This window comes from Nonomuraea terrae, assembly GCF_044465245.1.
Taxonomy (GTDB): domain Bacteria; phylum Actinomycetota; class Actinomycetes; order Streptosporangiales; family Streptosporangiaceae; genus Nonomuraea; species Nonomuraea terrae.
The window spans coordinates 22,156-43,452 of sequence record NZ_JBITLL010000006.1; the positions used below are offsets into that span (position 1 = coordinate 22,156).

At 73.1% G+C, this 21,297-nt stretch carries 20 protein-coding genes; 14 read left to right on the forward strand and 6 right to left on the reverse strand.

What is annotated here, in order from left to right; all coding sequences use genetic code 11:
• The first annotated feature begins 35 nt into the window (after positions 1-35).
• Positions 36-317, forward strand: coding sequence for a DUF2795 domain-containing protein (locus ACIBP6_RS29300; protein WP_132611624.1), 282 nt, complete (start codon positions 36-38; stop codon positions 315-317).
• A gap of 77 nt (positions 318-394) precedes the next feature.
• Here the strand turns inward: ACIBP6_RS29300 and ACIBP6_RS29305 are convergent, their stop codons facing one another.
• Positions 395-1,210: a sulfotransferase family protein gene (locus tag ACIBP6_RS29305; protein WP_397057118.1), complete on the reverse strand. Its 816-nt coding sequence runs from the start codon at positions 1,208-1,210 to the stop codon at positions 395-397.
• Between the two features lie 344 nt (positions 1,211-1,554).
• Here ACIBP6_RS29305 and ACIBP6_RS29310 point away from each other — a divergent pair, with 344 nt between their 5' ends.
• On the forward strand, positions 1,555-1,899 hold the full coding sequence (locus ACIBP6_RS29310) for an SdpI family protein (RefSeq protein ID WP_397057119.1): 345 nt from the start codon (positions 1,555-1,557) through the stop codon (positions 1,897-1,899).
• On the opposite strand, the gene ACIBP6_RS29315 is transcribed toward ACIBP6_RS29310, so the two are convergent.
• Entirely contained in the window at positions 1,900-5,058 is a 3,159-nt protein-coding gene (locus ACIBP6_RS29315; RefSeq protein WP_397057120.1) for a BTAD domain-containing putative transcriptional regulator, read from the reverse strand.
• A gap of 109 nt (positions 5,059-5,167) precedes the next feature.
• Between ACIBP6_RS29315 and ACIBP6_RS29320 the strand changes: the two genes are divergently transcribed.
• A complete protein-coding gene (locus tag ACIBP6_RS29320; protein WP_397057121.1) occupies positions 5,168-6,040 on the forward strand; it encodes an alpha/beta fold hydrolase in 873 nt (290 codons plus the stop codon).
• Between the two features lie 3 nt (positions 6,041-6,043).
• Here ACIBP6_RS29320 and ACIBP6_RS29325 read toward each other — a convergent pair whose 3' ends face one another.
• A complete protein-coding gene (locus ACIBP6_RS29325) occupies positions 6,044-6,751 on the reverse strand; it encodes an SDR family oxidoreductase (protein WP_397057122.1) in 708 nt (235 codons plus the stop codon).
• A 65-nt stretch (positions 6,752-6,816) separates the two neighbouring features.
• Here ACIBP6_RS29325 and ACIBP6_RS29330 point away from each other — a divergent pair, with 65 nt between their 5' ends.
• Both ACIBP6_RS29330 and ACIBP6_RS29335 read left to right on the forward strand, forming a co-directional pair.
• On the forward strand, positions 6,817-7,614 hold the full coding sequence (locus ACIBP6_RS29330; RefSeq protein WP_397057123.1) for a helix-turn-helix transcriptional regulator: 798 nt from the start codon (positions 6,817-6,819) through the stop codon (positions 7,612-7,614).
• A gap of 232 nt (positions 7,615-7,846) precedes the next feature.
• Positions 7,847-9,061 (forward strand): serine/threonine-protein kinase, encoded by a 1,215-nt coding sequence (locus tag ACIBP6_RS29335; RefSeq protein WP_397057124.1) that lies wholly within the window; start codon positions 7,847-7,849, stop codon positions 9,059-9,061.
• A gap of 123 nt (positions 9,062-9,184) precedes the next feature.
• On the opposite strand, the gene ACIBP6_RS29340 is transcribed toward ACIBP6_RS29335, so the two are convergent.
• Both ACIBP6_RS29340 and ACIBP6_RS29345 read right to left on the reverse strand, forming a co-directional pair.
• Positions 9,185-9,565 carry a hypothetical protein gene (locus ACIBP6_RS29340; protein ID WP_397057125.1) on the reverse strand — a complete coding sequence of 127 codons (381 nt, stop codon included), beginning with the start codon at positions 9,563-9,565 and terminating at the stop codon, positions 9,185-9,187.
• 40 nt (positions 9,566-9,605) lie between these two features.
• Positions 9,606-10,667 (reverse strand): threonine aldolase family protein, encoded by a 1,062-nt coding sequence (locus tag ACIBP6_RS29345; RefSeq protein ID WP_397057126.1) that lies wholly within the window; start codon positions 10,665-10,667, stop codon positions 9,606-9,608.
• Positions 10,668-10,719: 52 nt separating this feature from the next.
• Between ACIBP6_RS29345 and ACIBP6_RS29350 the strand changes: the two genes are divergently transcribed.
• Positions 10,720-11,232, forward strand: coding sequence for a DinB family protein (locus ACIBP6_RS29350; protein ID WP_397057127.1), 513 nt, complete (start codon positions 10,720-10,722; stop codon positions 11,230-11,232).
• A 5-nt stretch (positions 11,233-11,237) separates the two neighbouring features.
• Positions 11,238-12,323 carry a DUF6042 family protein gene (locus ACIBP6_RS29355; RefSeq protein WP_397057128.1) on the forward strand — a complete coding sequence of 362 codons (1,086 nt, stop codon included), beginning with the start codon at positions 11,238-11,240 and terminating at the stop codon, positions 12,321-12,323.
• 42 nt (positions 12,324-12,365) lie between these two features.
• Here ACIBP6_RS29355 and ACIBP6_RS29360 read toward each other — a convergent pair whose 3' ends face one another.
• Positions 12,366-13,454: an ROK family transcriptional regulator gene (locus ACIBP6_RS29360; RefSeq protein ID WP_397057129.1), complete on the reverse strand. Its 1,089-nt coding sequence runs from the start codon at positions 13,452-13,454 to the stop codon at positions 12,366-12,368.
• 111 nt (positions 13,455-13,565) lie between these two features.
• On the opposite strand from ACIBP6_RS29360, the gene xylA reads away from it, so the two are divergent.
• The 7 genes from xylA to ACIBP6_RS29395 all read left to right on the forward strand — a co-directional run bounded on the left by xylA (position 13,566) and on the right by ACIBP6_RS29395 (position 21,231).
• Positions 13,566-14,717 carry a xylose isomerase gene (gene xylA, locus ACIBP6_RS29365; RefSeq protein ID WP_397057130.1) on the forward strand — a complete coding sequence of 384 codons (1,152 nt, stop codon included), beginning with the start codon at positions 13,566-13,568 and terminating at the stop codon, positions 14,715-14,717.
• Between the two features lie 29 nt (positions 14,718-14,746).
• On the forward strand, positions 14,747-15,847 hold the full coding sequence (locus tag ACIBP6_RS29370; protein WP_397057131.1) for a Gfo/Idh/MocA family protein: 1,101 nt from the start codon (positions 14,747-14,749) through the stop codon (positions 15,845-15,847).
• Positions 15,848-15,925: 78 nt separating this feature from the next.
• Positions 15,926-17,257, forward strand: coding sequence for a S8 family serine peptidase (locus tag ACIBP6_RS29375; RefSeq protein WP_397057132.1), 1,332 nt, complete (start codon positions 15,926-15,928; stop codon positions 17,255-17,257).
• A 49-nt stretch (positions 17,258-17,306) separates the two neighbouring features.
• Entirely contained in the window at positions 17,307-18,929 is a 1,623-nt protein-coding gene (lysS, locus tag ACIBP6_RS29380; RefSeq protein WP_397057133.1) for a lysine--tRNA ligase, read from the forward strand.
• Positions 18,926-19,456 carry an AAA family ATPase gene (locus ACIBP6_RS29385; protein WP_397057134.1) on the forward strand — a complete coding sequence of 177 codons (531 nt, stop codon included), beginning with the start codon at positions 18,926-18,928 and terminating at the stop codon, positions 19,454-19,456. The genes lysS and ACIBP6_RS29385 overlap by 4 nt, the downstream gene beginning before the upstream one ends.
• A 73-nt stretch (positions 19,457-19,529) precedes the next feature.
• Positions 19,530-20,258, forward strand: coding sequence for a glycosyltransferase family 2 protein (locus tag ACIBP6_RS29390; RefSeq protein WP_397057135.1), 729 nt, complete (start codon positions 19,530-19,532; stop codon positions 20,256-20,258).
• A 19-nt stretch (positions 20,259-20,277) separates the two neighbouring features.
• Positions 20,278-21,231: a ketopantoate reductase family protein gene (locus ACIBP6_RS29395; protein WP_397057136.1), complete on the forward strand. Its 954-nt coding sequence runs from the start codon at positions 20,278-20,280 to the stop codon at positions 21,229-21,231.
• The last annotated feature ends 66 nt before the right edge of the window (positions 21,232-21,297 follow it).

Below are 21,297 nucleotides of genomic sequence, written 5' to 3' on the forward strand. Positions count from 1 at the left end.
GGGGTTCGGCCGGACACCGGAAGGAGCTGGAAGGCATGAACCGTAACGAGGATGACGGACGTGTCGCGGGGCGCGAGCCCGGGTCGCCGGAGGGTATGAGCGCGCAGGAGGTGGACCGCCGCAGCGACCTGGCGCGGTGGATCAGCGGGGTGCACGCCTTCCCGGCTGATCGCACGACGCTGCTGGAACGCGCGCGATCCCAGTCGGCCCCGGACGGCGTGCTGTCCGCGCTTCGGTCGTTGCCGGACCGGACCTTCGACAACCTCGAAGACATCGCGAACGAACTGGGCATCGGCGGCGGTCAGCAACACGACTGAGATCACGCCGGAGCCGGGTTCTCCGCCCTGAACACACGTCCCTGAATCCCCAGCCCGGCGGACCGTGCCAAAACGGGTCAGGTGGTGTAGCCCCAGGCCTTGGCGTACTTGGCCAAGGACGGGGAGACGGTCGCGAAGGTGCGGGCGGCCTGGATGCGGCCGGACTTGATGTTGTCGCTGCGGTCGCCCAGGTTCGGGACGAAGTCGCCGTGGTCGTACTTGCCGTACTCGAGCATCCCCGGCTCCCACTCCACGTCCAGGTACGCGCAGATCTCGCGGGTGATGCGCTCCGGCTCGGCGGTCAGCTCCTCGTAGCGCACGGTCAGGCCGCCGAGGGTGCGGCGGGCCTTCTCCAGGGGCTTGAAGTACTTCAGCGCGTTCGCCTCCAGGGCCTGCCGGGTGGAGGTGTTGCCCTTGCGGTTCTCCAGCGAGGAGACGACGCCCTCGGGGTGGCGCAGCAGGATGAGGAACTTCGCCTTCGGCCAGGCGTACGTGAGACGTTCCCAGGTGAAGACGTTGCCCGGGGTCTTGTCGACGATGACGTCCTTGCCGCTGCGCTCCAGCTCCAGGTGGAGGATGCGGTCCCACAGCACGTGTTCGAGCTCGATCTGGTCGAGCCCCAGCTCCTGCATGGACTGCTCGGAGAAGCCGGGGGTCAGCTGGACGCCGATGGTGCGCAGGTGCAGCTCGTGCGGGGCGCGGATGCGGGAGTGGCTGTTGAGCAGCATGCGCAGGAGCGTGGAGCCGGAGCGTACGGAGGCGATCACGAAGACCGGCGACTCCACCTGCCGCGGCATGGTCGGAACGTTGTAGTCGACGACCTGCGTGCGCTTGGGCGGTCGCGGGGTGGCCTTCGCCTCCTTGAGGTCCCTGACCTCCTTGGGCTCCACCATCGTCAACTGCCGCGGGGGACGCAGCGCCTCACCCAGAAGGCGAGCCCTTCGCTTGAAGCCCGTGTTCACGACGCCCATGCGTGACCTGGTGACCTTTCGTTCGCGTCGGCTCTTCCACCGGCGTGCGCAGCCGGAACTGCTGCGATCAACCGGCCCCCAACAGTCGGACAAAGGTAACGTAAAGGTTAGGTGACGGCAATGTCAGTGTCGTGTCAGACGGGCACGTTCGACGGCCCTCATGAGCGGCGCAGAGCCTGAAAGCGCCCGGCGTAGCGGGGCAACCCCGGTCATAGAGACAGCCCCTGCCCTGGTTGCGCGAGGTCGGAAAGATCTACCATCCGATGATGGAGCTCATGCCGTTCCTGCTGGGGTTCGCCGGGCTGCTCGCCCTGGTCGTCGGTCACCTCGGCCGGGTCGAACGACTGCCGCGCAACTCCGTCGCCGGGGTCCGCACTCCCGCCAGCATGCGCAGCGACGCGGCGTTCCGGGCCGCCAACAAGGCGGCGGGCGTGCCGACGATGATCGCCGGGGCCCTCTGCGTCGCGGGCGGCGTGGGCGTGTGGCTCGTGCCGGACGCGGGGGTCCCGGTGATCGCGGTGACCGTCGTCGCCCTCCTGGCGTTCGTGGTCGCGGGCGGGGTGAAGGGCTCCCGGGCCGCGAACGCCGTGAACGACCAGGAGCCCGGCTGATCAGCGGAGCTGCTCCGCGCGCCGGTAGTGGGCCGCGGCGCCGGGCCGGCCGAGGGCGGTGGCCAGGTGGCCGAGATAGCGGGCGACCGGGCCCAGGGTGACCAGGCCGCTGCCGGCACCGGCCAGCTCCGCTTCCGCCGGGAGCAGCAGCTCGTAGAGGCGTTCCATCGCCGGGCGGTCGCCCGCCTCGATCGCCACCATGGCGTGCAGGCAGGACCGCGCCTCGAAGAGCAGGTCACGCGGCGACTCGGGGATCGCGCGGGCCACGGCCTCGTCCCGGCGCCCCCTGCGCAGCAGCACCACGGGAAGGGCCCACTGCTCGTACGGCCCCCACCCGGCGTCCGGCTCGACATCGTCGCCCAGGCAGAGCAGGGCCAGCGGCAGCAGCCCGTCCTCTACCCCGGGCATGCCGGTCCCGGAGAGCCGGGCGGCGGCCGTACGGTATGCGGCTCGCGCCTCCTCCACCCGCCCGGTCACGGCGTGGCGGAGGGCGGCGTACCAGGTGGTGAAGACCCCCACCAGCGGCAGGTCGTAACGCTCGGCGAGCCGGTCGGCCGCGGCGGCGTGCCGGTCGGCGGCGGCCAGGTCGGCCAGCGCGGCCCCGGCCTGCATCAGGATCAGGTGGCCGAGCACCTCGAACGCCGGCAGCCCGGCGGCCACGTCGAGGAGTTCGGCGCCGACGGCGGCCCGCCGCGGGGCGAGCCCGGCGCGGTGGAAGCTCTGCATGAAGCGGCCGTTGAGCGCGTACGCGAGCAGCGTCCGGTCGTCGAGGCGGCGGGCGATGGCCTCGGCCTCGCGGGCCGCCTCGTCACCTCGCGGTCCGGCGTCGGCGCGGCGTTCCATGGCGATGGTGATCAGCAGGCGGGCGCGTTCGGCGTCGTGCCCCGCGGGCAGGGCGGGCAGGGTGCGCTCGGCGGCCGCCACGAGCCGGGCCGACAGGTCGGGGTCGTCGTTGGCCGTCCAGATCGCGGGCACCTCGAACGCCCCGATCACCCGGGCGGTCCGCACGGGGTCGCCGAGAGTCTCGGCCGCGCGGGCCGCCTCGGCGCGGTGGCGCCGCGACTCCGGCAGGCGGCCGGTCACCGCCAGCGCCCTGACCAGGCCCATGACGGCCTCCAACCGGGCGAGCGGGTCGGCCTCGGGCATGCGGTCGAGGGCCGCGACCGTCTCCCGCCACAACCGGGCGGCGTCGTGCGGGGCGGACCTGCGCTCCGCACGCTCGGCGGCGGCGCGGGCGGAGCGCGCCGTACGGCACGGGTCCGCGGCGCCCTCCGCACGCAGGCAGTGGTGGGCGACGGTCTCCACGTCGCCGGGCCGGACGCGTTCGGCGATCTCGGCGGCCCTGGCGTGCCAGCGGGCGCGGCGTGGGCGCGGGACGTCCTGGTAGAGGGTCTCGTGGACCAGCGCGTGGGCGAAGCGGAGCCGGCCCACGTCCACCAGGAAGCCCGCGAGCAGGGCGGACTCGACGGAGTCGAGGACGCTCTCCTCGTCGCCGGCCAGCGGGACGAGGACGTCGAGGTCCACCTCCTGTCCGACGACCGCGGCCTGGCGCAGGTGGGTGCGGGCGGTCTCGGGGAGCGCGGCCAGACGCCGGCGGATGACGTCGCGCACCCCGGCGGGGACACCGCGCAGGGCCGCGCCGCCGCCGCTCTCCCACACCCGCACGAGCTCCCTGACGAAGAAGGGGTTGCCGCCCGTGCGGGCGTGGATCGTGCGCACGTCGCCGGGCGGCACGAAACGGCCGGTGAGCGCCTGGGCCAGCTCTCCCACCTGGGGCTCGGCGAGGCCGCCCAGGTAGACCCGGCCCGGCTCGTGGCGTGCGGCCCGGCCCAGCGCCTCGGCCAGCGCGGCGGAGATCTCCGTCGACCGGTAGGTGGCCACGACGAGGACCGGCGCCGGCCCGAGCTCGCCGGCCAGGGTGGTCACCAGGGCCAGGGTCTCCTCGTCCGCCCAGTGCAGGTCGTCGAACACGAGCAGCACCGGCCCGCGCGCGGCGAGGTCGCGCAGGTAGGCGCAGATCCGCCGATGCCGGCCGAACCGCTCCCCCTCCTCGTCGGCGGGCGGGCGCCCGGCCAGCTGCTCGCGGATCCGGCTCCACGGCCAGGCGGCGGGCGCCCCCGGCAGCTCGGGACTGGCACCCCAGGCGACGGTCCAGCCGCCGGCCGCCAGCCGCCGCAGCAGCGCGCCGGCCAGCGCGGTCTTCCCGGCGCCCGCCTCTCCGGACAACAGCACCAGCCGCGACCGCCCCGCGTGGGCGACGTCCGCCGCGATGCCCTCCAGCTCGCCGAGCTCCGTCACGCGCCCCACGAACGGCTGCGCCGCCGGGCCTTTCTCCGGCACGAGGTGCGGGGCGTGACCGAGCACGAACGGCTGCGCCGGCGGCCCGGCTTTCTCCGGCGCGAGGTGCGGGGCGTGGCCGAGGATGTCGGATTCGAGCCGGCGCAGGCCAGCCCCCGGATCCACCCCCACTTCGGTACGCAACGTCTCCCGCGCCCGCCGCAGCGTGGCCAGCGCGTCGCTCTGGCGGCCGGTCCGGTAGAGGGCCAGGGCCAGCAGCCGCCATCCGTCCTCGCGCAGCGGGTGGTCGGCGACGTGCGCCTCCAGGTCGGGCACCGCCTCGGCGGCGAGCCCGCAGGCCAGCGCCGCCTCCGCCCGGCGCTCGACGGCCAGCCGGCGCAGCTCGTCGAGCCGGACGACCTCACCGCGCGCCCAGTCCAGCTCGGCGAACTCCGCGTACGCCGGCCCCCGCCACAGCCCCAGCGCCTCGTCGAGCAGGGCGAGCGCCTCCCCGGCGGCCCCGCCGTCCAGCAGCCGCGCCGACTCGGCGACCGCCGCCTCGAACCGCCAGGCGTCCACCGACTCCGGCGCGGCGCGCAGGGCGTAGCCGGGCGGCGCGGTGACGAGCAGCCGTGACGGCGTGCGCGGCGGACGTGACGGCTCCAGCGCCTTGCGCAGCGCGCCGACGAACGTCTGCACCGCCCCGACCGCGCCCTCCGGCGGATCGTCCCAGAGGTCGGCGACCAGCCACGACACGGGCACGACGCGGGTGCGGGCGACGAGCAGCCGGGCCAGCACGGCACGGTGTCTGGGCCCCTTGAGGGGAACCGGGCCGCGCTCGTCCTCGGCCGTCAACGGCCCCAGCACCCCGAACGACAGCATCCCCCTCAACTTATCCGCCCAGGTGAATGCTGACCGCGTGCTGATCGGGCCGCGGCAGGGTGGGCACGCCGTCCGCCCGGACGGCGTGAACACTGCAGGAAAGGCCGACATGACCATCGAGATCAGCGGATTCACCCGGCAGCGGGTCACCGTCGCGGACGGGATCGCGCTCAACGTCGCCGTGGGCGGGACGGGCAGCCCCGTCGTGCTGCTGCACGGCTTCCCACAGACCCACCTCATGTGGCGGCACGTCGCCCCCGACCTGGCGGCCGACCACACGGTGATGTGCCCCGACCTGCGCGGCTACGGCGCCAGCGACAAGCCGGAGGACACCGACGGGCACGCCTACTCCAAGCGGACCATGGCCGCCGACATCGTGGCGCTGGCCCGGGCGCTCGGGCACGAGCGGTTCGCGCTGGCCGGGCACGACCGCGGCGCGCTGGTGGCGATCCGGGCCGGGCTCGACCACCCGCACGCCGTCACCCACCTGGCCTCGCTGGACGTCCTGCCGACCCTCGACACCTGGGACGTCCTGCACGGCCGCTCGGCGGCGCCCGGCTTCCACCTCTACCTGATGGCTCAGCCGCCCGGCCTGCCGGAGACGCTGATCGGCGCCGCGCCGGACGCGTTCTTCGGCCACTTCCTCGACCTGTGGAGCACCGACGCGATCCCCGCCGACGTGCGGGCCGCGTACCTGGAGGCGTCGCGGGGGGCCGTCCGGTCGATCGTGGCCGACTACCGGGCCACGGCGACGGTGGACGTCGAGCACGACGAGGCCGACCGGCGGGCCGGGAACCGGCTGCGGATGCCGGTGACGGCGCTGCAGCAGGACTGGGGCGCGGTGCTGGGGTACGACGCGGCGGACCGCTGGCGCGCCTGGGCGGACGACCTCGACCACCGCACCGTCTCGTGCGGCCACTTCATGGCCGAGGAATCCCCCGCGGAGATCGTCAAGGCCCTGCGGGACCTGCTCGCCCGGTGACGGTCACCACGGGACAGGCGTGCCGTCCCAGGAGAAGAACCCGCCGGAAGGGGCGTCGTCCGGAAGCAGGGCCAGCCGGACGGCGCCCGCCGCCGCCTCGGCCGGGTCGCCGCCGCTCGCGGCGGCGGTGGCGTTGAGCTCGGTACGGCGCAGTCCTGGCGCCAGGGCGTTGACCTTGACGCCGTCGCCGGCCAGGGCATGGGCGTAGAAGACGGTCAGGGCGTTGAGCGCCGCCTTGGACGAGCGGTAGGCGGCGTGGGCGCCGCTGTGCGGGAACTCCGGCCCCGTGGCCCAGGTGAGCGAGCCGGTGCCGCTGGAGACGTTGACGATCCTGGGGTGCCTGGACCGCCGCAGCGCCGGCAGGAACGCGTTGGTCACGGCGACGACGCCGAAGACGTTCGTCTCGTAGACGCGGCGAAAGGTGTCGGCGTCCTCCTGGTCGGGGGTGTCGGGGTCGTCGGAGACGCCGGCGTTGTTGACCAGGATGTCCAGTGTGCCGATCTGCCGGGCGGCGGCGGCGACGCTCGCGGCGTCGGTCACGTCGAGCACGAGCGGCCGGGCGTCGCCGCCGATCTCCTCGGCGGCGGCTTGTCCGCGTGCGGCGTCGCGCGAGCCGACGTAGACCGTGAGCCCCGCCTCCGCGAACTGGCGAGCCATCTCCTTGCCGAGGCCCTTGTTGGCTCCGGTGACGAGTGCGATCGAGTGGTCCATGCCGTCGAGGGTGCCCGCCCGCCCGAGGACGCATCCAGGGACAATCGATACCAGGAAGGGACTCGATGGCAAAAAACGAACTCGCCCGCTTCCTGCGCGATCGCCGGGAGAGGCTCCGTCCCGGTGACGTCGGGCTGCCCGCCGGGGACCGCCGGCGTACGCCGGGGTTGCGCCGCGAGGAGGTGGCCGACGTGGCCGGCATGTCGGTCGACTACTACGTGCGGCTGGAGCAGGCGCGCGGGCCGCGCCCGTCGCCACGGATCCTGGAGTCGCTGGCGGGTGCGCTCAGGCTCGTGCCGGCCGAGCGGGCCCACCTGTTCCGGCTGGCCGGCGTGGCCCCGGTGCCGCCCGCCGCCCCGTCGCGCGAGGTCCGGCCGTACGTGGCGGCGCTGCTGCACCGCTTGCCGGAGACCGCGGTCGTCGTCACCGCGGCCACGTACGACGTGATCGCCTGGAACCCGCTCGCCGAGGCGCTGCTCGGCGACCTGCGCGCGCAGCCCAACCTGGCCCGGCGGCGCTTCCTGGCCCGGGAGGAAATGTTCACCACCGGGCACGCGGACTTCGGCGCGTACGCGGTGGCCCGGCTGCGTGCCGCCGCCGACCGCTACCCGCGCGACGCCGGCCTGGCGGCCCTGCTGGCGGAGCTGCGGGCGGGCAGCGCGGAGTTCGGCGAGATCTGGGCCACCAACCCGGTACGCGCCCCCGGCCACCGGACGAAGACCATGACGCACCCCGACCTCGGCCCGCTCCACCTCAACTGCGACATCCTGACCGTGCCGGACGACGACCAGCAGGTCGTCTTCATGACCGCCGACCCCGGCACACCGACCGCCCGCACCCTCCACCGGCTGAGTGCGGGCTGACCGGGCTCAGCCCTTGCGCCACTTCTGGTTGGAGGTGCCGCCGCAGGACCACAGTTGCAGGCGGGCGCCACGGGGCCGAGCTCGGCCGACGGCACGCCCTCGCAGGTCTGGACCTGCTTCGGCAGCGCCCACCAGAAGTGGAGCACACCGGCCTGACCGGCTTCATCTGTGAGGTTCGTCCGCATACTGTGGAAAATCGACATGCCCGATCGCGGATCCCCGGGAGGCCCGCGTGCCCGTGCTGGAGGCGTTGGAGCCGTACGACCCGCGCAAGGTGGGGCCGTACCGGATCGAGGCGCGGCTGGGTGCCGGCGGGATGGGGCAGGTCTTCCTCGGGCGGTCGCGCAGCGGGCGGGCGGTGGCGGTCAAGGTCGTCCGTCCGGAGCTGGCGGCCGACGCGGACTTCCGGCGCAGGTTCGCCCGGGAGATCGCGCTGGCGCGTACGGTGAGCGGGTTCTTCACCGCCGGCGTGGTGGACGCCGATCCTGAGGGCAGGCCGCCGTGGCTGGCGACCGCGTACGTGCCCGGCCTGTCGCTGGAGGAGGCGGTCGCCGAGCACGGCCCCTGGCATGAGCGGGACGTGCTCGTGCTGGGAGCGGGGCTGGCGGAGGCGCTGGAGTCGATCCACGCCGTCGGGGTGGTGCATCGGGACCTCAAGCCGTCGAACGTGCTGCTGGCGGCCGACGGGCCGCGCGTGATCGACTTCGGGGTCTCCGTGGCCGTCGAGGGTGTCCGCCTGACCAGGACCGGGATGGCGGTGGGCACGCCGGGGTTCATCTCCCCCGAGCAGTTGACGGGGGCCGTGGTCGGGCCGGCCAGTGACGTGTTCTGCCTGGGCGCGGTGCTGGCCTTCACGGCCACCGGCACGGGCCCGTTCGGCGGCGGGTCGTGGCAGGGGCTGTGGTACCGCACCGTGCACGAGGAGCCCGACCTCGCGGCGCTGCCGCCCCGGCTGCGTGACCTGGTGGGACGGTGTCTCGACAAGCGCCCCGAGGTGCGGCCGACCGCGACGGCGTTGCTGGACGAACTGGCCGAGAACGTCACGGACGGCGGCACGCTCGCCGACCTCTACACCGACTCGCGGTGGTTGCCCGCCCCGGTCGCCCAGGTCGTCCGCACCCTGCTCGTCACCCCCGTCCCGACCTCGGACGCGACCCCCGGCACGGCCCCCGCCCCGGCCCCCGGCGCGGCCGCCGAGGTGGTTCGGGCACCGGGCGGACCCGCACGCGCGGCCACCGTCACGAACGTCCCCGCCGGCCCGGCCGTGCGTGACGTGGGCACCGGCCCCGTGACGCCTCCCAGGACCAGCCCTTCCGTCGCCCTGCTGCGCGAGCGGGAATCCGAGGAGGACGCACTCAGAAGACGCCAGAGCTACGTCATGTTCGGCATCTTCCTGCTGCCGTTCCTGTTCCTGCTGGCCCTGATCTTCTCGCGGGTGCCGTACTAGCCGGCAGCGATCCGGCGGAGCCGTACGGCGGGGCTCGGCACACGCTGATCCGGTCGGACGGCCATGTCGGGATCGCCATGGACTCCGCCGACGAGTTCGCCGCGTACCCGACCCTGGTCCGGCCTAGCGGAGCGGCGGCCCTTCGAGGTGGGCGCCCTGGCCCACGGCGTACGCCTCCCGCAGCAAGCCGGCGAACTCGTCGTCGAGGTCGCCGGCCGAGGCCACGCTCCACTGGGCGACGAACAGGCGCTTGGTGTAGGGGTCGCACCGGCTGATCCGCCGGTCGCTCACCTCGCGCCGCAGGTCGAAGAAGCCCTTGAGGCCGGCGGCGCCGGGGACCACGCCGGCGAACCCGCGCCGCGATCCCTTCAGCACGATCGCGGACTTCGACACCGCGTAGTCGAACGAGCCGCAGCCCTCGGCCAGCTCGACGAAGCGGTGGTAGAGGCCGACGACCTCAGTGGGCTTGCCGTCGAGATGTCGCTCGACCGTCCAGGAGTCCATACCGCGAACGCTAACCAGTCCCACCGACAGAACGGACTCCTCAGTCGGCGGCGCGCTCCACCAGCTCACGCACCAGTGCGGCGACCTCGGCGGGGGTCAACTCCATGGCGTTCTCCCCGACCGTGACCTCGAAGCTCGACCGGCGCGGGTCTGGGGCCGAGCGCACCCGGGGGAAGAGCTCCACCCCGCGCTCGGCCGCCAGCGCGGCCCCGGCCCGCTCGACCGCCCGCCGCCCCGCCGGCAGGTGCACGTGGAACATCGGGGTCTGCGGCGGGTCCGGGTACGCGTACGCCACGCCGTCCGCGTTGATCGCCGCCGCGAGGGCGATCGCGTGCTCGCGGAAGGCGTCCATGCGCGCCAGCAGCCGGTCCAGCCCGTCCAGCGCGGCCAGCGCCTGCGGCCACGGGTCCGGAGTGCGCCCGCCGAGCCGGGTCAGCCAGACGCCCGCCGCGCCGACGAAGTCGGCGTCGCCCAGCAGCACGCCTCCCGAGACGCCCAGCAGCGCCTTGTAGAGCGAGACGTACACCGTGTCGAACAGCCCGGCGATCTCGCTGTGCGGCCGGCGGTAGCACGTCTGCGCCTCCCACAGCCGGGCGCCGTCCATGTGCGCGGCCGCTCCCCGGCTCCGGGCGAGGTCGATCTGCGCGCGCAGGTCGTCCCATTCGGGCAGCAGGCCGCCGAGGTCGCGCTGCGGCAGCTCCCACACCACGGCGGCCGGCGGCTCGGCGACCGCGTCGAGGTCGGCCAGGGTCATCAGCTCGTGCCGGTCGCCCGCCCGGTGCAGGCGCAGGCCGTGCACGGCGGCGTACCCCTGCATCTCCCACACGTCGAGGTGGGTCTGCGGGTGCGCGGCGAAGGCGAACCGGCCCCGGGTCTCGGCGTGCACCCGCAACGCCACCTGCTGCGCCATCGTCCCCGTGGGGAAGTACAGCGCGGCCTCCTTGCCCAGCAGCTCGGCGAGCCGGCGTTCGAGCGCGGCCTGCGGGGCGCCGGGCGGTGTGTCGTCGTCGACGAGCGCCAGCATGCGGCGGAGGGCGTCGGCGGGTCTGCGGTGGATCGGCGCGTGCAGGAACAACGAGCGCTGGATCTGGTGATCGGTCACCCGCCTGAAAATATCGCGCTATTTCAGGACGTAAGGGATACCGTCGGGCTCCATGACCCTCCCCCGCGTCCGCCCTCCCTTCGTCGCCGACGAACGCACCCAGCTCGTGGGCTGGCTGGACATGCAGCGCGCGATCGTCCAGTGGAAGTGCGAAGGCCTGTCGGAGGAGGACGCGCACCGTCCCGTCCTGCCCGCCTCGCCCCTCATGACGGTGGCGGGCGTGCTCTCCCACCTGCGCTGGACGGAACACGCCTGGTTCGAGGTGCTCTTCCTGGGCCGTCCCGCCGACAGCCCGCAGTTCGACGAGTCGGTCGAGGACGCCGACATGCGCGTCGAGGGCGTCCCGCTCGCGCGGCTCCTCGACGCGTACGAGCACCAGGTCCGGACCTCCAACGAGATCATCGCCGCCCATGCGCTGGACGACGTCGGCAAGCACCCCGAGCACCGCTCCGCCGCCGCGACCCTGCGCTGGATGATCATCCACATGGTCGAGGAGACCGCCAGGCACGCCGGCCACCTCGACGCCGTCCGCGAGCTCCTCGACGGCGAAAAGGGCTATTACTGACAGGCATGACAGTCATCACCGTGGAGGATCACTTACCGGAGTACGGAACGATGGTCATCAGGGACGTCCCGGACGCGGAGCCGGCGCCGCTGCCCCTGCTCGGCGAGAGCGACCTGGAGGCGCTCTCCATCGGCACGATCGCCAGGGCGGGTGACGGATGGTTGAAGGCGTCGGCTCGCGGCGTGCGCCATCGCGTGCGCCTGGAGGCCCACGACGGCCCGCCGCCCCTCGATGACGCCTGGCACGACGTGGTCGAGACCTCGTACCACGCCGGCAGCGGCTTGGTGGAGCTGACCACCCTGATGGGCGACGACGCCCAGGCGGAGCTGCGGCTCGGCGCGCCGGGCTGCTACCGGGCCCGCGTCTCCTGCCGCAGGACCCCGCCGGAGACACCCGGCTTCGATGCCTCGGCGGGCGACCTGTGGCGGACGCAGTTCTGGCCCGGACCTCCCGAGCCTCCCCGGTGGCTGTCCCGGAGCCGGCCCGCCGTACCGCCGACGGACCCCGGCTGGAGCGCGGTCCTGGGGCTGCCCGGCCAGGAGGTGCTGTACGCCGTCCAGCTGGCGGCGGCCACGGGGGAAGCCACAGCGGAGCGCGTCGCCGCCTCCCACCGACCGTGGTCCAGCCGTTCGGGCCGCTGGGACTCCGCGCTCGCCGAGGACCTGTCGGAGCTCGGCGTGCCGGCACCGACCACCCGGCCAGAACTGCTCGGCTTCCTGGTCGCGGCCGGCGTGGTGACCGCGGAGATCGCCGATGGGGTGACCCGTTATCGCCTCCCCGCGCAGCCGCCGCGCGCCGAGGACGTGCTGCGCCTGCCGGACGGGCGAAAGGCGATGGTCCGGCATCGGGACGCGCTCCACCGCTACCCGCGCTTCACCGCCGACCTGGCCGCCGTCGCGGTGTGGAGCCGCGGCCACACCGTCGCGGAGACGACGGCCGAGCTCTCCGACCGGTTGCCGGCGACGGAGGAGGACATACGCGAGACGATCGCTCACGGGATCGAGCATGGCCTGCTCAACCCTTCCGGCGAGGACGGCTTCACCGCGCTGCCACGCCGTCCACCGCGATCCGAGCCCGGCCGCCTGATCTGATCCACGGACGCTCCGGGTCGGCGGTGGTGCGCTCCTCGATCATCACAACCCCAGCACGCGGGCCGGTTCGGCGATGACCTGCTGGATCACCAGGCCGGCGGCGCCGAGCACGGCCGCGTCCGCGCCCGTGCGGGAGACGACGACGGCGGGCGGGGTGCCGCGCATCTGCGCCAGCCGGGCCGCGAGCGCGCCGGCCACCGGGCTCTCCAGCCACGGGAACAACGGCGCGAAGATCCCGCCGAGCACGATCCGGCCAGGATCGAGCAGGTGAACCGCCGAGGTGAGCGCCACGCCGAGCGCGTGCCCGGCCCGCTCGCACGTCTCCAGGGCCTCCTGGTCGCCCGACTCCAGGCGGGCCGTCAGTTCGGGCACGGAGGCCAGCTCGCCGAGCAGGGCGTCCTGGCCCGCGTACACCTCCAGGCAACCCCGCCCGCCGCACCGGCACCCGGGCCCGTCGGGCACGACGACCACGTGGCCCAGCTCACCGGCCAGCCCGAACGTGCCACGGAACACCGTCCCGCCGACCACGAGGCCCGCGCCGATGCCGATCTCGCCCGACACGTAGAGGAAGTCGGTCTCCCCCGAGCCGAACCACAGCTCCCCGAGCGCCGCCAGGTTCGCCTCGTTGTCCACGGCGAACGGCAGGTCCACCAGGTCGGCCACGCGTACGTCGCGCCAGCCGAGATGCGGCGCGCTGCGCAGCACGCCGTCCTCGACCGTGCCGGGCACGGCGAGGGCGCCCCCGATGACCCGCAGCCCCTCGGCCTCGGCCTCCGCCGTGGTCTGCTTCACCAGGTCGCGCAGCCCCGCGAGGATCAGCGCCGGGTCGGAGTTGCGGTTGCCGGCCGACACCGTGCGCCGCAACCGCACCGTACGGGTGAGGTCGACGACGCAGGCGGCGAGGTAGTCGATGTTGACCTCCAGCCCCAGCGCGGCCACCCGGTGCCCGCTCAGGCTCACCGCCATGCCCGGCCGCCCCCGCTCGCCCCCGCGTACGGCCCCGCTCTCCGTCACCGCCCCGGCCTCCAGGAGGTCGGCGACCAGGCTGGACACCGTGGTCTTGGTGAGCCCGGTGCGCTCGGCGAGCGCGGCGCGGGTATGAGGTCCTGACCGGTGGATGGTCGCCAGCACTACGGCCAGATTACGGGCGCGCATGGAATCATGCCGGACCCCTCTTGACGCCACGTGCCCACCTCCTCAGGATTATGTACAGATTATGGACTAAAACCAGCGGAGACCGATATGACCGACTTCACGCCCACGCCCGACGACCGCTTCACCTTCGGCCTCTGGACGGTCGGCTGGCAGGCACGCGACCCGTTCGGCGACGCCTCCAGGCCCGCCCTCGACCCGGTGGAAAGCGTGCACCGCCTCGCCGAGCGCGGCGCGTACGGCGTCACGTTCCACGACGACGACCTTCTCGCCGTCGAGCCCGACCGCGACAAGGCCATCGCGGCGTTCAGGAAGGCGCTGGACGAGACCGGCATGAAGGTGCCGATGGCCACCACCAACCTCTTCACCCACCCGGTCTTCAAGGACGGCGCCTTCACCAGCAACGACCGCGACGTCCGCCGCTACGCCCTGCGCAAGGTCATCCGCAACATCGACCTGGCCGCCTCGCTGGGCGCGAAGACGTACGTCTGCTGGGGCGGCCGCGAGGGCGCCGAGTCCGACGCCGCCAAGGACGTCAAGGCCGCGCTCGACCGCTACAAGGAGGGCCTCGACCTCCTCTGCCAGTACGTCGTCGACAAGGGCTACGACATCCGCTTCGCCCTGGAGCCCAAGCCGAACGAGCCCCGCGGCGACATCCTGCTGCCCACGATCGGCCACGCCCTGGCGCTGATCAACGAGCTGGAGCACCCCGAGATGGTGGGCCTCAACCCCGAGGTCGGCCACGAGCAGATGGCCGGGCTCAACTTCGTGCACGGCATCGCCCAGGCCCTGTGGCACGGCAAGCTCTTCCACATCGACCTCAACGGCCAGCACGGCCCGAAGTACGACCAGGACCTCATCTTCGGCCACGGCGACCTGAAGAGCGCCTTCTTCCTGGTCGACCTGCTGGAGAACGGCGGCTACGACGGCCCCCGCCACTTCGACTACAAGCCGCTGCGCACCGAGGACCCGGAAGACGTGTGGGACTCCGCCTCGGCGAACATGCGCACGTACCTGATCCTGAAGGAGAAGTCGCGCGCCTTCCGCGCCGACCCCGAGGTGCAGGAGGCCCTGCGCAACTCCCGCGTGGACGAGCTGGCCCAGCCCACGCTCGCGGCCGGCGAGACCTGGCAGCACCTGGCGGACGACACCTTCGACCCCGAGGTCGCCGCCGCCCGCGGCTTCCACTTCACCCGCCTCAACCAGCTCGCCCTCGAACACCTGATGGGCGTGCGCGGCTGACCCGGTAGACCACGACGCTTGGAGACTTCGTGAGCAACGGCCCCGTCGGCGTCGCCCTGGTGGGCGCCGGAGTGATCAGCGGCCAGTACCTCCGCAACCTCACCGCCTTCCCCGACGTGCGGGTGCTCGCCGTCGCGGACCTCGACACCGACCGGGCCGCCGCGGTCGCCCGCGAGCACGGCGTTCCGGTCTCCGGCGACCTCGGCACGGCGCTGGCCGTGCCCGAGGTCGAGATCGTGGTCAACCTGACCGTCCCCGCCGCGCACGCGGCCGTCGCGCTGGAGTCGCTGCGCGCCGGCAAACACGTGTACGGCGAGAAGCCCTTCGCCATGGACGTGGACGAGGCCGCCAAGGTCATGGCGGAGGCCGCCGACCGGGGCCTGCGGCTGGGCGGCGCCCCCGACACGTTCCTGGGCGCGGGGCTGCAGTCGGCGCTGCGCGCCCTGCGCTCGGGGCTCGTCGGGGCGCCGGTCGCCGTCACGGCGGCCACGCAGAGCCTGGGGCCGGAGTCGTGGCACCCGAACCCGGAGTTCTTCTACCAGCCGGGCGGCGGCCCGCTGTTCGACCTGGGGCCGTACTACCTGACCGCGCTGGTGGCGCTGCTCGGGCCGGTCGCGCGGGTGGCGGCCGGCACGCGCAGGGCCCGCGACGAGCGCGTGGTCGGCTCGGGCCCGAAGGCGGGCACGCTCTTCCCCGTGGCGGTGCCGACCCACGTCAACGCCTTGCTCGAATTCCCCGGCACGGCCACGGCGGCGGCCACGTTCAGCTTCGACTCGGCCGTGAACCGCCGGATGATCGAGATCATCGGCACCGAGGGCGCGCTGTCGCTGCCCGACCCGAACACCTTCGAGGGCCCGCTGCTGGTCCGCGGGTTACGCGACGCCGACTGGCGGGAGCTGCCGGTGCCGGGCACCACGGCGGGACGCGGCATCGGCGTGCTCGACATGGCGAGGTCGATCCGCGCGGGCACGCCGCACCGCGCGTCGGGCGAGCTGGCCTACCACGTGCTCGACCTCATGTCCGCCATCGCGGAGTCGGGCGAACGCGCGGAATTCCGGCCCATCGCCTCGACCACGGCCGCGCCGGAGCCGCTCCCCGAGGACTGGGATCCGTACGTGGCGACCACGTAAAGCGTCGGTAGAGGAATCATCCACGGACCGGACGGGCATGATTACCGACAGTAATAAGTCGGTAACAGAGAGGTTCCCATGCGCGTCCTGATCCAGCTCCGTCCCGCCCCCGACGTCGTCGCGTCCGTGCTCGACGCGAGCGTGCGCAGCACGGTCGCCGACGTCGTCACCGACCTGCCCGGGGTCCTGCTCGACGAGACGTACCCGCCGGTGGCCGTGCCGCGGCCGGTCACCGGGCTGTCGCCGTACCAGCGGGCGGAGTTCTCGACGGCGCCCGAGCACGCCTCCGTCCTCGTCCGCGGCGAGATCTCCGACGCCGAGCTCGCCACCCGCCCGGTGCTGCTGTCGTCGTCCGTCCGCGAGGTCACCGGCGTCTTCGCCGACCCGGCCATCCGCAGCCACCTCACCTGCGCCGGCGACGGCCCCGCCGGCGACTGGGAGCAGGTCAGACGGCTGCTGAACACCTACGACCTGTGGTCGTCCGGCCACGACGGCGAGGGCGTCACCCTGGCGATCGTCGACACCGGCGTCAACGCCGACCACATCGCCGCCCGTATCGGCCACGACGTCACCGTCGACGCCGCGCGCAGCTGGGCCCCGCCGGGCGTGGCCAAGAACCCCGGGCGCTACCCGGTCACCCACGGCTCCATGTGCGCCTTCGACGCGCTGCTCGCCGCGCCCAAGGCCACCCTGCTCGACCTTCCAGTGCTGCTCAGCCGGGAGAGCTCGGCCGAAGGGCTGCTGTCCGACGCGGTGGCCGCCTACTCCCACCTCGACGGCGTGCTGCGGGCCATGCCGGCCGACTCCCGGGCGCTCGTGGTCAGCAACAGCTGGGGTCTCGCCTCGCCCGACACGGACTTCCCGCCCGGCCATCCGGGCAACTACTCCGACAACCCTGCCCACCCGTTCAACGTGATCGTGGGCAGCCTGGAGGGCGCGGGCGCCGACATCCTCTTCGCGGCGGGCAACTGCGGCCGCGACTGCCCCGACGCCTCCTGCGGGTTCCACGAGCGGCCGATCGCGGGCGCCAACTCCCACCCGGCCGTGCTGTCCGTCGGCGGCGTCGACGTACGCGGCGAGCGCGTCGGTTACTCCTCCCAGGGCCCCGGGCGGTTGTCGGAGCACAAGCCCGACCTGTGCGCCTACACCCACTTCGCCGGATCCGAGGCCATCGGCGCCGCCGACACCGGCACCTCCGCCTCCTGCCCGGTCGCCGCCGGGGTGGTCGCGGCCGTCCGCACCCGCAGGTCGGCCGCCGCGCTGTCGCCCTCCCAGCTGCGCACCCTGCTCCACCGCACCGCCGACGACCGCAGCACGGTCGGCTTCGACCACGACTACGGCTACGGCGTCATCGACCCGCCCGCCGTGCTGGCCGCGCTCGGCCGGCAGAACCGCACGCGCGCGGCCTGATAGCGCATACGCGTTGGCTTGGAACGCGCGAAGCCGCAAGAATGGCGCGATGGCGGAAAGTGCCGAGACCGACTGGGTCTCCAGGTTCGCGGACGACGTGATAGCCGAGGCGGAGAGGCGCGCCCCGGGCAAAGCCATCGTCTGCGCCTCAGGGCTCAGCCCGTCAGGCCCCATCCACCTGGGCAACCTGCGCGAGGTCATGACCCCCCACCTGGTCGCCGACGAGATCAGGCGGCGTGGCCTGGAGTGCGTCCACCTGCTGTCGTGGGACGACTACGACCGTTTCCGCCGCGTCCCCGCGGGCGTCGACCCCTCCTGGGCCGAGCACATCGGCAAGCCGCTGACCTCGGTGCCGGCGCCTCCCGGGAGTCCCCACGCCAACTGGGCCGAGCACTTCAAGGCACCCATGGTCGAGGCGCTGGCGGAGCTGGGCGTCGAGGTGCGCGCCATCAGCCAGACCGAGCAGTACACCTCGGGCGCCTACCGCGAGCAGATCCTGCTGGCCATGCGCGAGCGCGCGAAGATCGACGCCGTGCTCTCGCGCTACCGGACCCGTGCCGGAGAGCCCGACGAGCCCGATGAGCAGGACTATTTCCCGTACCGGCCGTACTGCGAGTTGTGCGGGCGCGATCTGACGACGGTCACCGCGTACGACGACGAGACGACCGAGCTGGCCTACACCTGCGAGTGCGGCTTCGGCGAGACCGTCCGGCTCGCCGAGCACGACCGCGGCAAGCTGGTGTGGAAGGTCGACTGGCCGATGCGCTGGGCCTATGAGGGCGTGGTGTTCGAGCCGTCCGGCGTCGACCACCACTCGCCCGGCTCGGCGTGGGTCGTCGGCGGCCAGATCGTCGGCGAGGTGTTCGGCGGGCAGCAGCCCATCGGCCCGATGTACGCCTTCGTCGGCATCACCGGCATGGCCAAGATGAGCAGCTCCAAGGGCGACGTGCCGATCCCGGCCGACGCGCTGGAGATCATGGAGGCGCCGGTGCTGCGCTGGCTGTACGCCCGCCGCAAGCCCGCCCAGTCCTTCAAGATCGCCTTCGACCAGGAGATCCACCGCCTCTACGACGAGTGGGACGCCCTGGGCCGCAAGGTCGGCGAGGGCCGCGCCCAGCCCGCCGAGCTGGCGGCCTACCACCGGGCGGTGCGCACGGCGCAGGCCCCGCTCCCTGCCACCCCCCACCCGGTCCCCTACCGCACGCTCGCCTCCGTCGCCGACATCACCACCGGCCACGCCGGCCAGACCCTACGCATCCTGCGCGACCTCGACGGCGTGCCCTCGCTCGACGCGGCCCGCCCCCGCCTCGACCGCGCCCAGCGCTGGGTCGACGGCCACCTGCCGGCCGACCAGCGCACGCGCGTGCGCGAGACGCCCGACCACGAGCTGCTCGCCTCGCTCGGCGGCGACGAGGGTGAGGCGCTGCGCCTGCTGGCCGACGGCCTCGACGACTGGACCCTCGACGGCCTGACCACCCTCGTCTACGGCGTGCCGAAGCGCCTGGCCGGGCTGCCGGCCGACGCCCCGGCCACGCCCGAGCTGAAGGCCGCCCAGCGGGAGTTCTTCGCCCTCCTCTACCGGCTGCTCGTGGGCCGTGACACCGGCCCCAGGCTGCCCACGCTGCTCATGGCGGTGGGCGCGGACCGGGTGCGGAAGCTGGTGGGGGCATGAACGGCGTCGTCCTGATCACCGGGATCATGGCGTCCGGCAAGTCCACCGTGGCGCAGGCGCTGGCCGAACGCCTGCCGCGCTCGGCGCACGTCCGCGGTGACGTGTTCCGGCGCATGGTCGTCGGGGGCCGTGCCGATCCGACACCGGAAATGGGCGAGGAGGAGGTCCGCCAGCTCCATCTCCGCCAGCGCATTGCCGCAAATACGGCGGACCTCTATGCCAATGCGGGATTTACGTCAATAGTCCAGGACATCATTATCGGCCCGGATCTGGAACGGTTTACGAAACTGGTCGATACACGTCCGCTTTATGTGGTCGTTCTGGCTCCCGACCCGGCGGTGGTGGCGCGCCGCGAGAGCGCCCGCGACAAGGCCGGCTACGTCGGCGAATGGACGATCGCCCAGTTCGACGCGGTGCTGCGGGGCGAGACGCCGCGCCTCGGGCTGTGGCTGGACACCTCGCGCCAGACCGCCGAGGAGACGGTCGAGGAGATCATTTCCCGATCCGCCGAGGCCGAAATTCCCTGAAATATCAACCGAAATTCGGTGGCTGCAAGAAGATTTCAAGCCAATTGCATGTCCGGCGGGGGACCTTGATTTCATGAACAAGCCGCCTTTCGCCGCCAGCGTCAGTGTCATCGTCCCCGCGATGAACGAAGCCGAGAACCTTCCTCACGTCTTCGCCACGCTGCCCGACTGGATCGACGAGGTGATCCTGGTCGACGGCAACTCGACGGACGACACCGTCGCCGTGGCGCGCGGGCTGCGCCCCGACCTCCGGGTCGTCGTGCAGACCCGGCGCGGCAAGGGCAACGCTCTCATCGAGGGCTTCCAGGCCGCCCGGGGCGACATCATCGTCATGATCGACGCCGACGGCTCCACCGACGGCCGCGAGATCCACTCGTTCGTCACCGCGCTGGTCGACGGCGCCGACTTCGCCAAGGGCTCCCGGCACGCCCCTGGTGGCGGCTCGGACGACCTCAGTGCGATCCGCTCGCTCGGCAACAAGGCCCTCACCACGCTGACCAACCTGCTCTACGGCACCCGCTACACCGACCTCTGCTACGGCTACAACGCCTTCTGGGCCCACCACCTCGACGCCCTCGGCCTCGACTGCGACGGCTTCGAGATCGAGACCCTGATGAACGTCCGCGCCGCCCAGGCCGGCCTCGTCATCCGCGAGATCCCCAGCCACGAGCGCTCGCGCATCCACGGCGACAGCAACCTGCACGCGGTCCGCGACGGCTGGCGCGTCCTGAAGACGATCATGCGAGAGCGGTCGCGCGGCACTGCCGTGGCCCCGCAGAGGCAAGTGGCGCTCGCCAAGTGAGCAGTGCCATCCTCTGACCATGCGCTACATCGTGGTCGGAGCAGGAGCAGTCGGCGGCACCATCGGGGCCCGCCTCCACCAGGGCGGGCACGACGTCCTCCTGGTGGCGCGCGGAGCCCACTACGACGCTCTCAGACGTGACGGCCTGCGCCTGATCACCCCCGAGTCCGACGAGACCCTCGACATCCCGGCCGCCGACGGCCCCGTGCCCACGGGCGACGACGACGTGCTCATCCTCGCGACCAAGTCGCAGGACACCATCGCCGCGCTCGACCCCTGGCCGCACGACCTGCCCGTGGTGTGCGCCCAGAACGGCGTCGCCAACGAGCGCATGGTCCTGCGCCGGTTCGAGCGCGTCTACGGCATGTGCGTGTGGCTGCCCGCCCAGCACCTGGAGCCGGGCGTCGTCGTGGCCACCGGCCATCCCTACTCGGGCATGCTGCACGTCGGCCGTTATCCCCAGGGTGTGGACGACCTCGGCCACCAGATCGTCACCGACCTCGGCAAGCACGGCCTGGTGGCCCGCGCCACGCCCGACGTGATGCGCTGGAAGTACGGCAAACTGCTCGGCAACCTGGCCAACGCCGTCGACGCGCTCGTCGGCCGCGCACAGGGCGCGTCCGAGGTGGCCGAACGCGCCCGCGCCGAGGCCCGCACCGTGCTGGAGCGGGCCGGCATCGCCTACTCCACGCCCGAGGAGGAGGCCGAGGTGCGCGGCCACCAGGTCGACGCCCGTCCCGTCGAGGGCGTCGAGCGGGGCGGGGGGTCGTCCTGGCAGAGCCTGGCGCGGGGCAGCGGCTCCATCGAGGCCGACTATCTCAACGGCGAGATCGTGCTGCTCGGACGCGAGCACGGCGTGCCGGCACCGGTCAACGAGGTGCTGCGGCGCGAGGCCGACAGGTTCGCCCGGGAGAAGCGTCCGCCCGGCTCGATGCCCCTGGAAATCCTGCTCTCGCTCGTCGACAAGCCCTGAAAATCCGCATATCCCGTCGATCTCCGGGAAGTGGAAACCCCTCTCTGACGACAAGGGGTGAGTTGG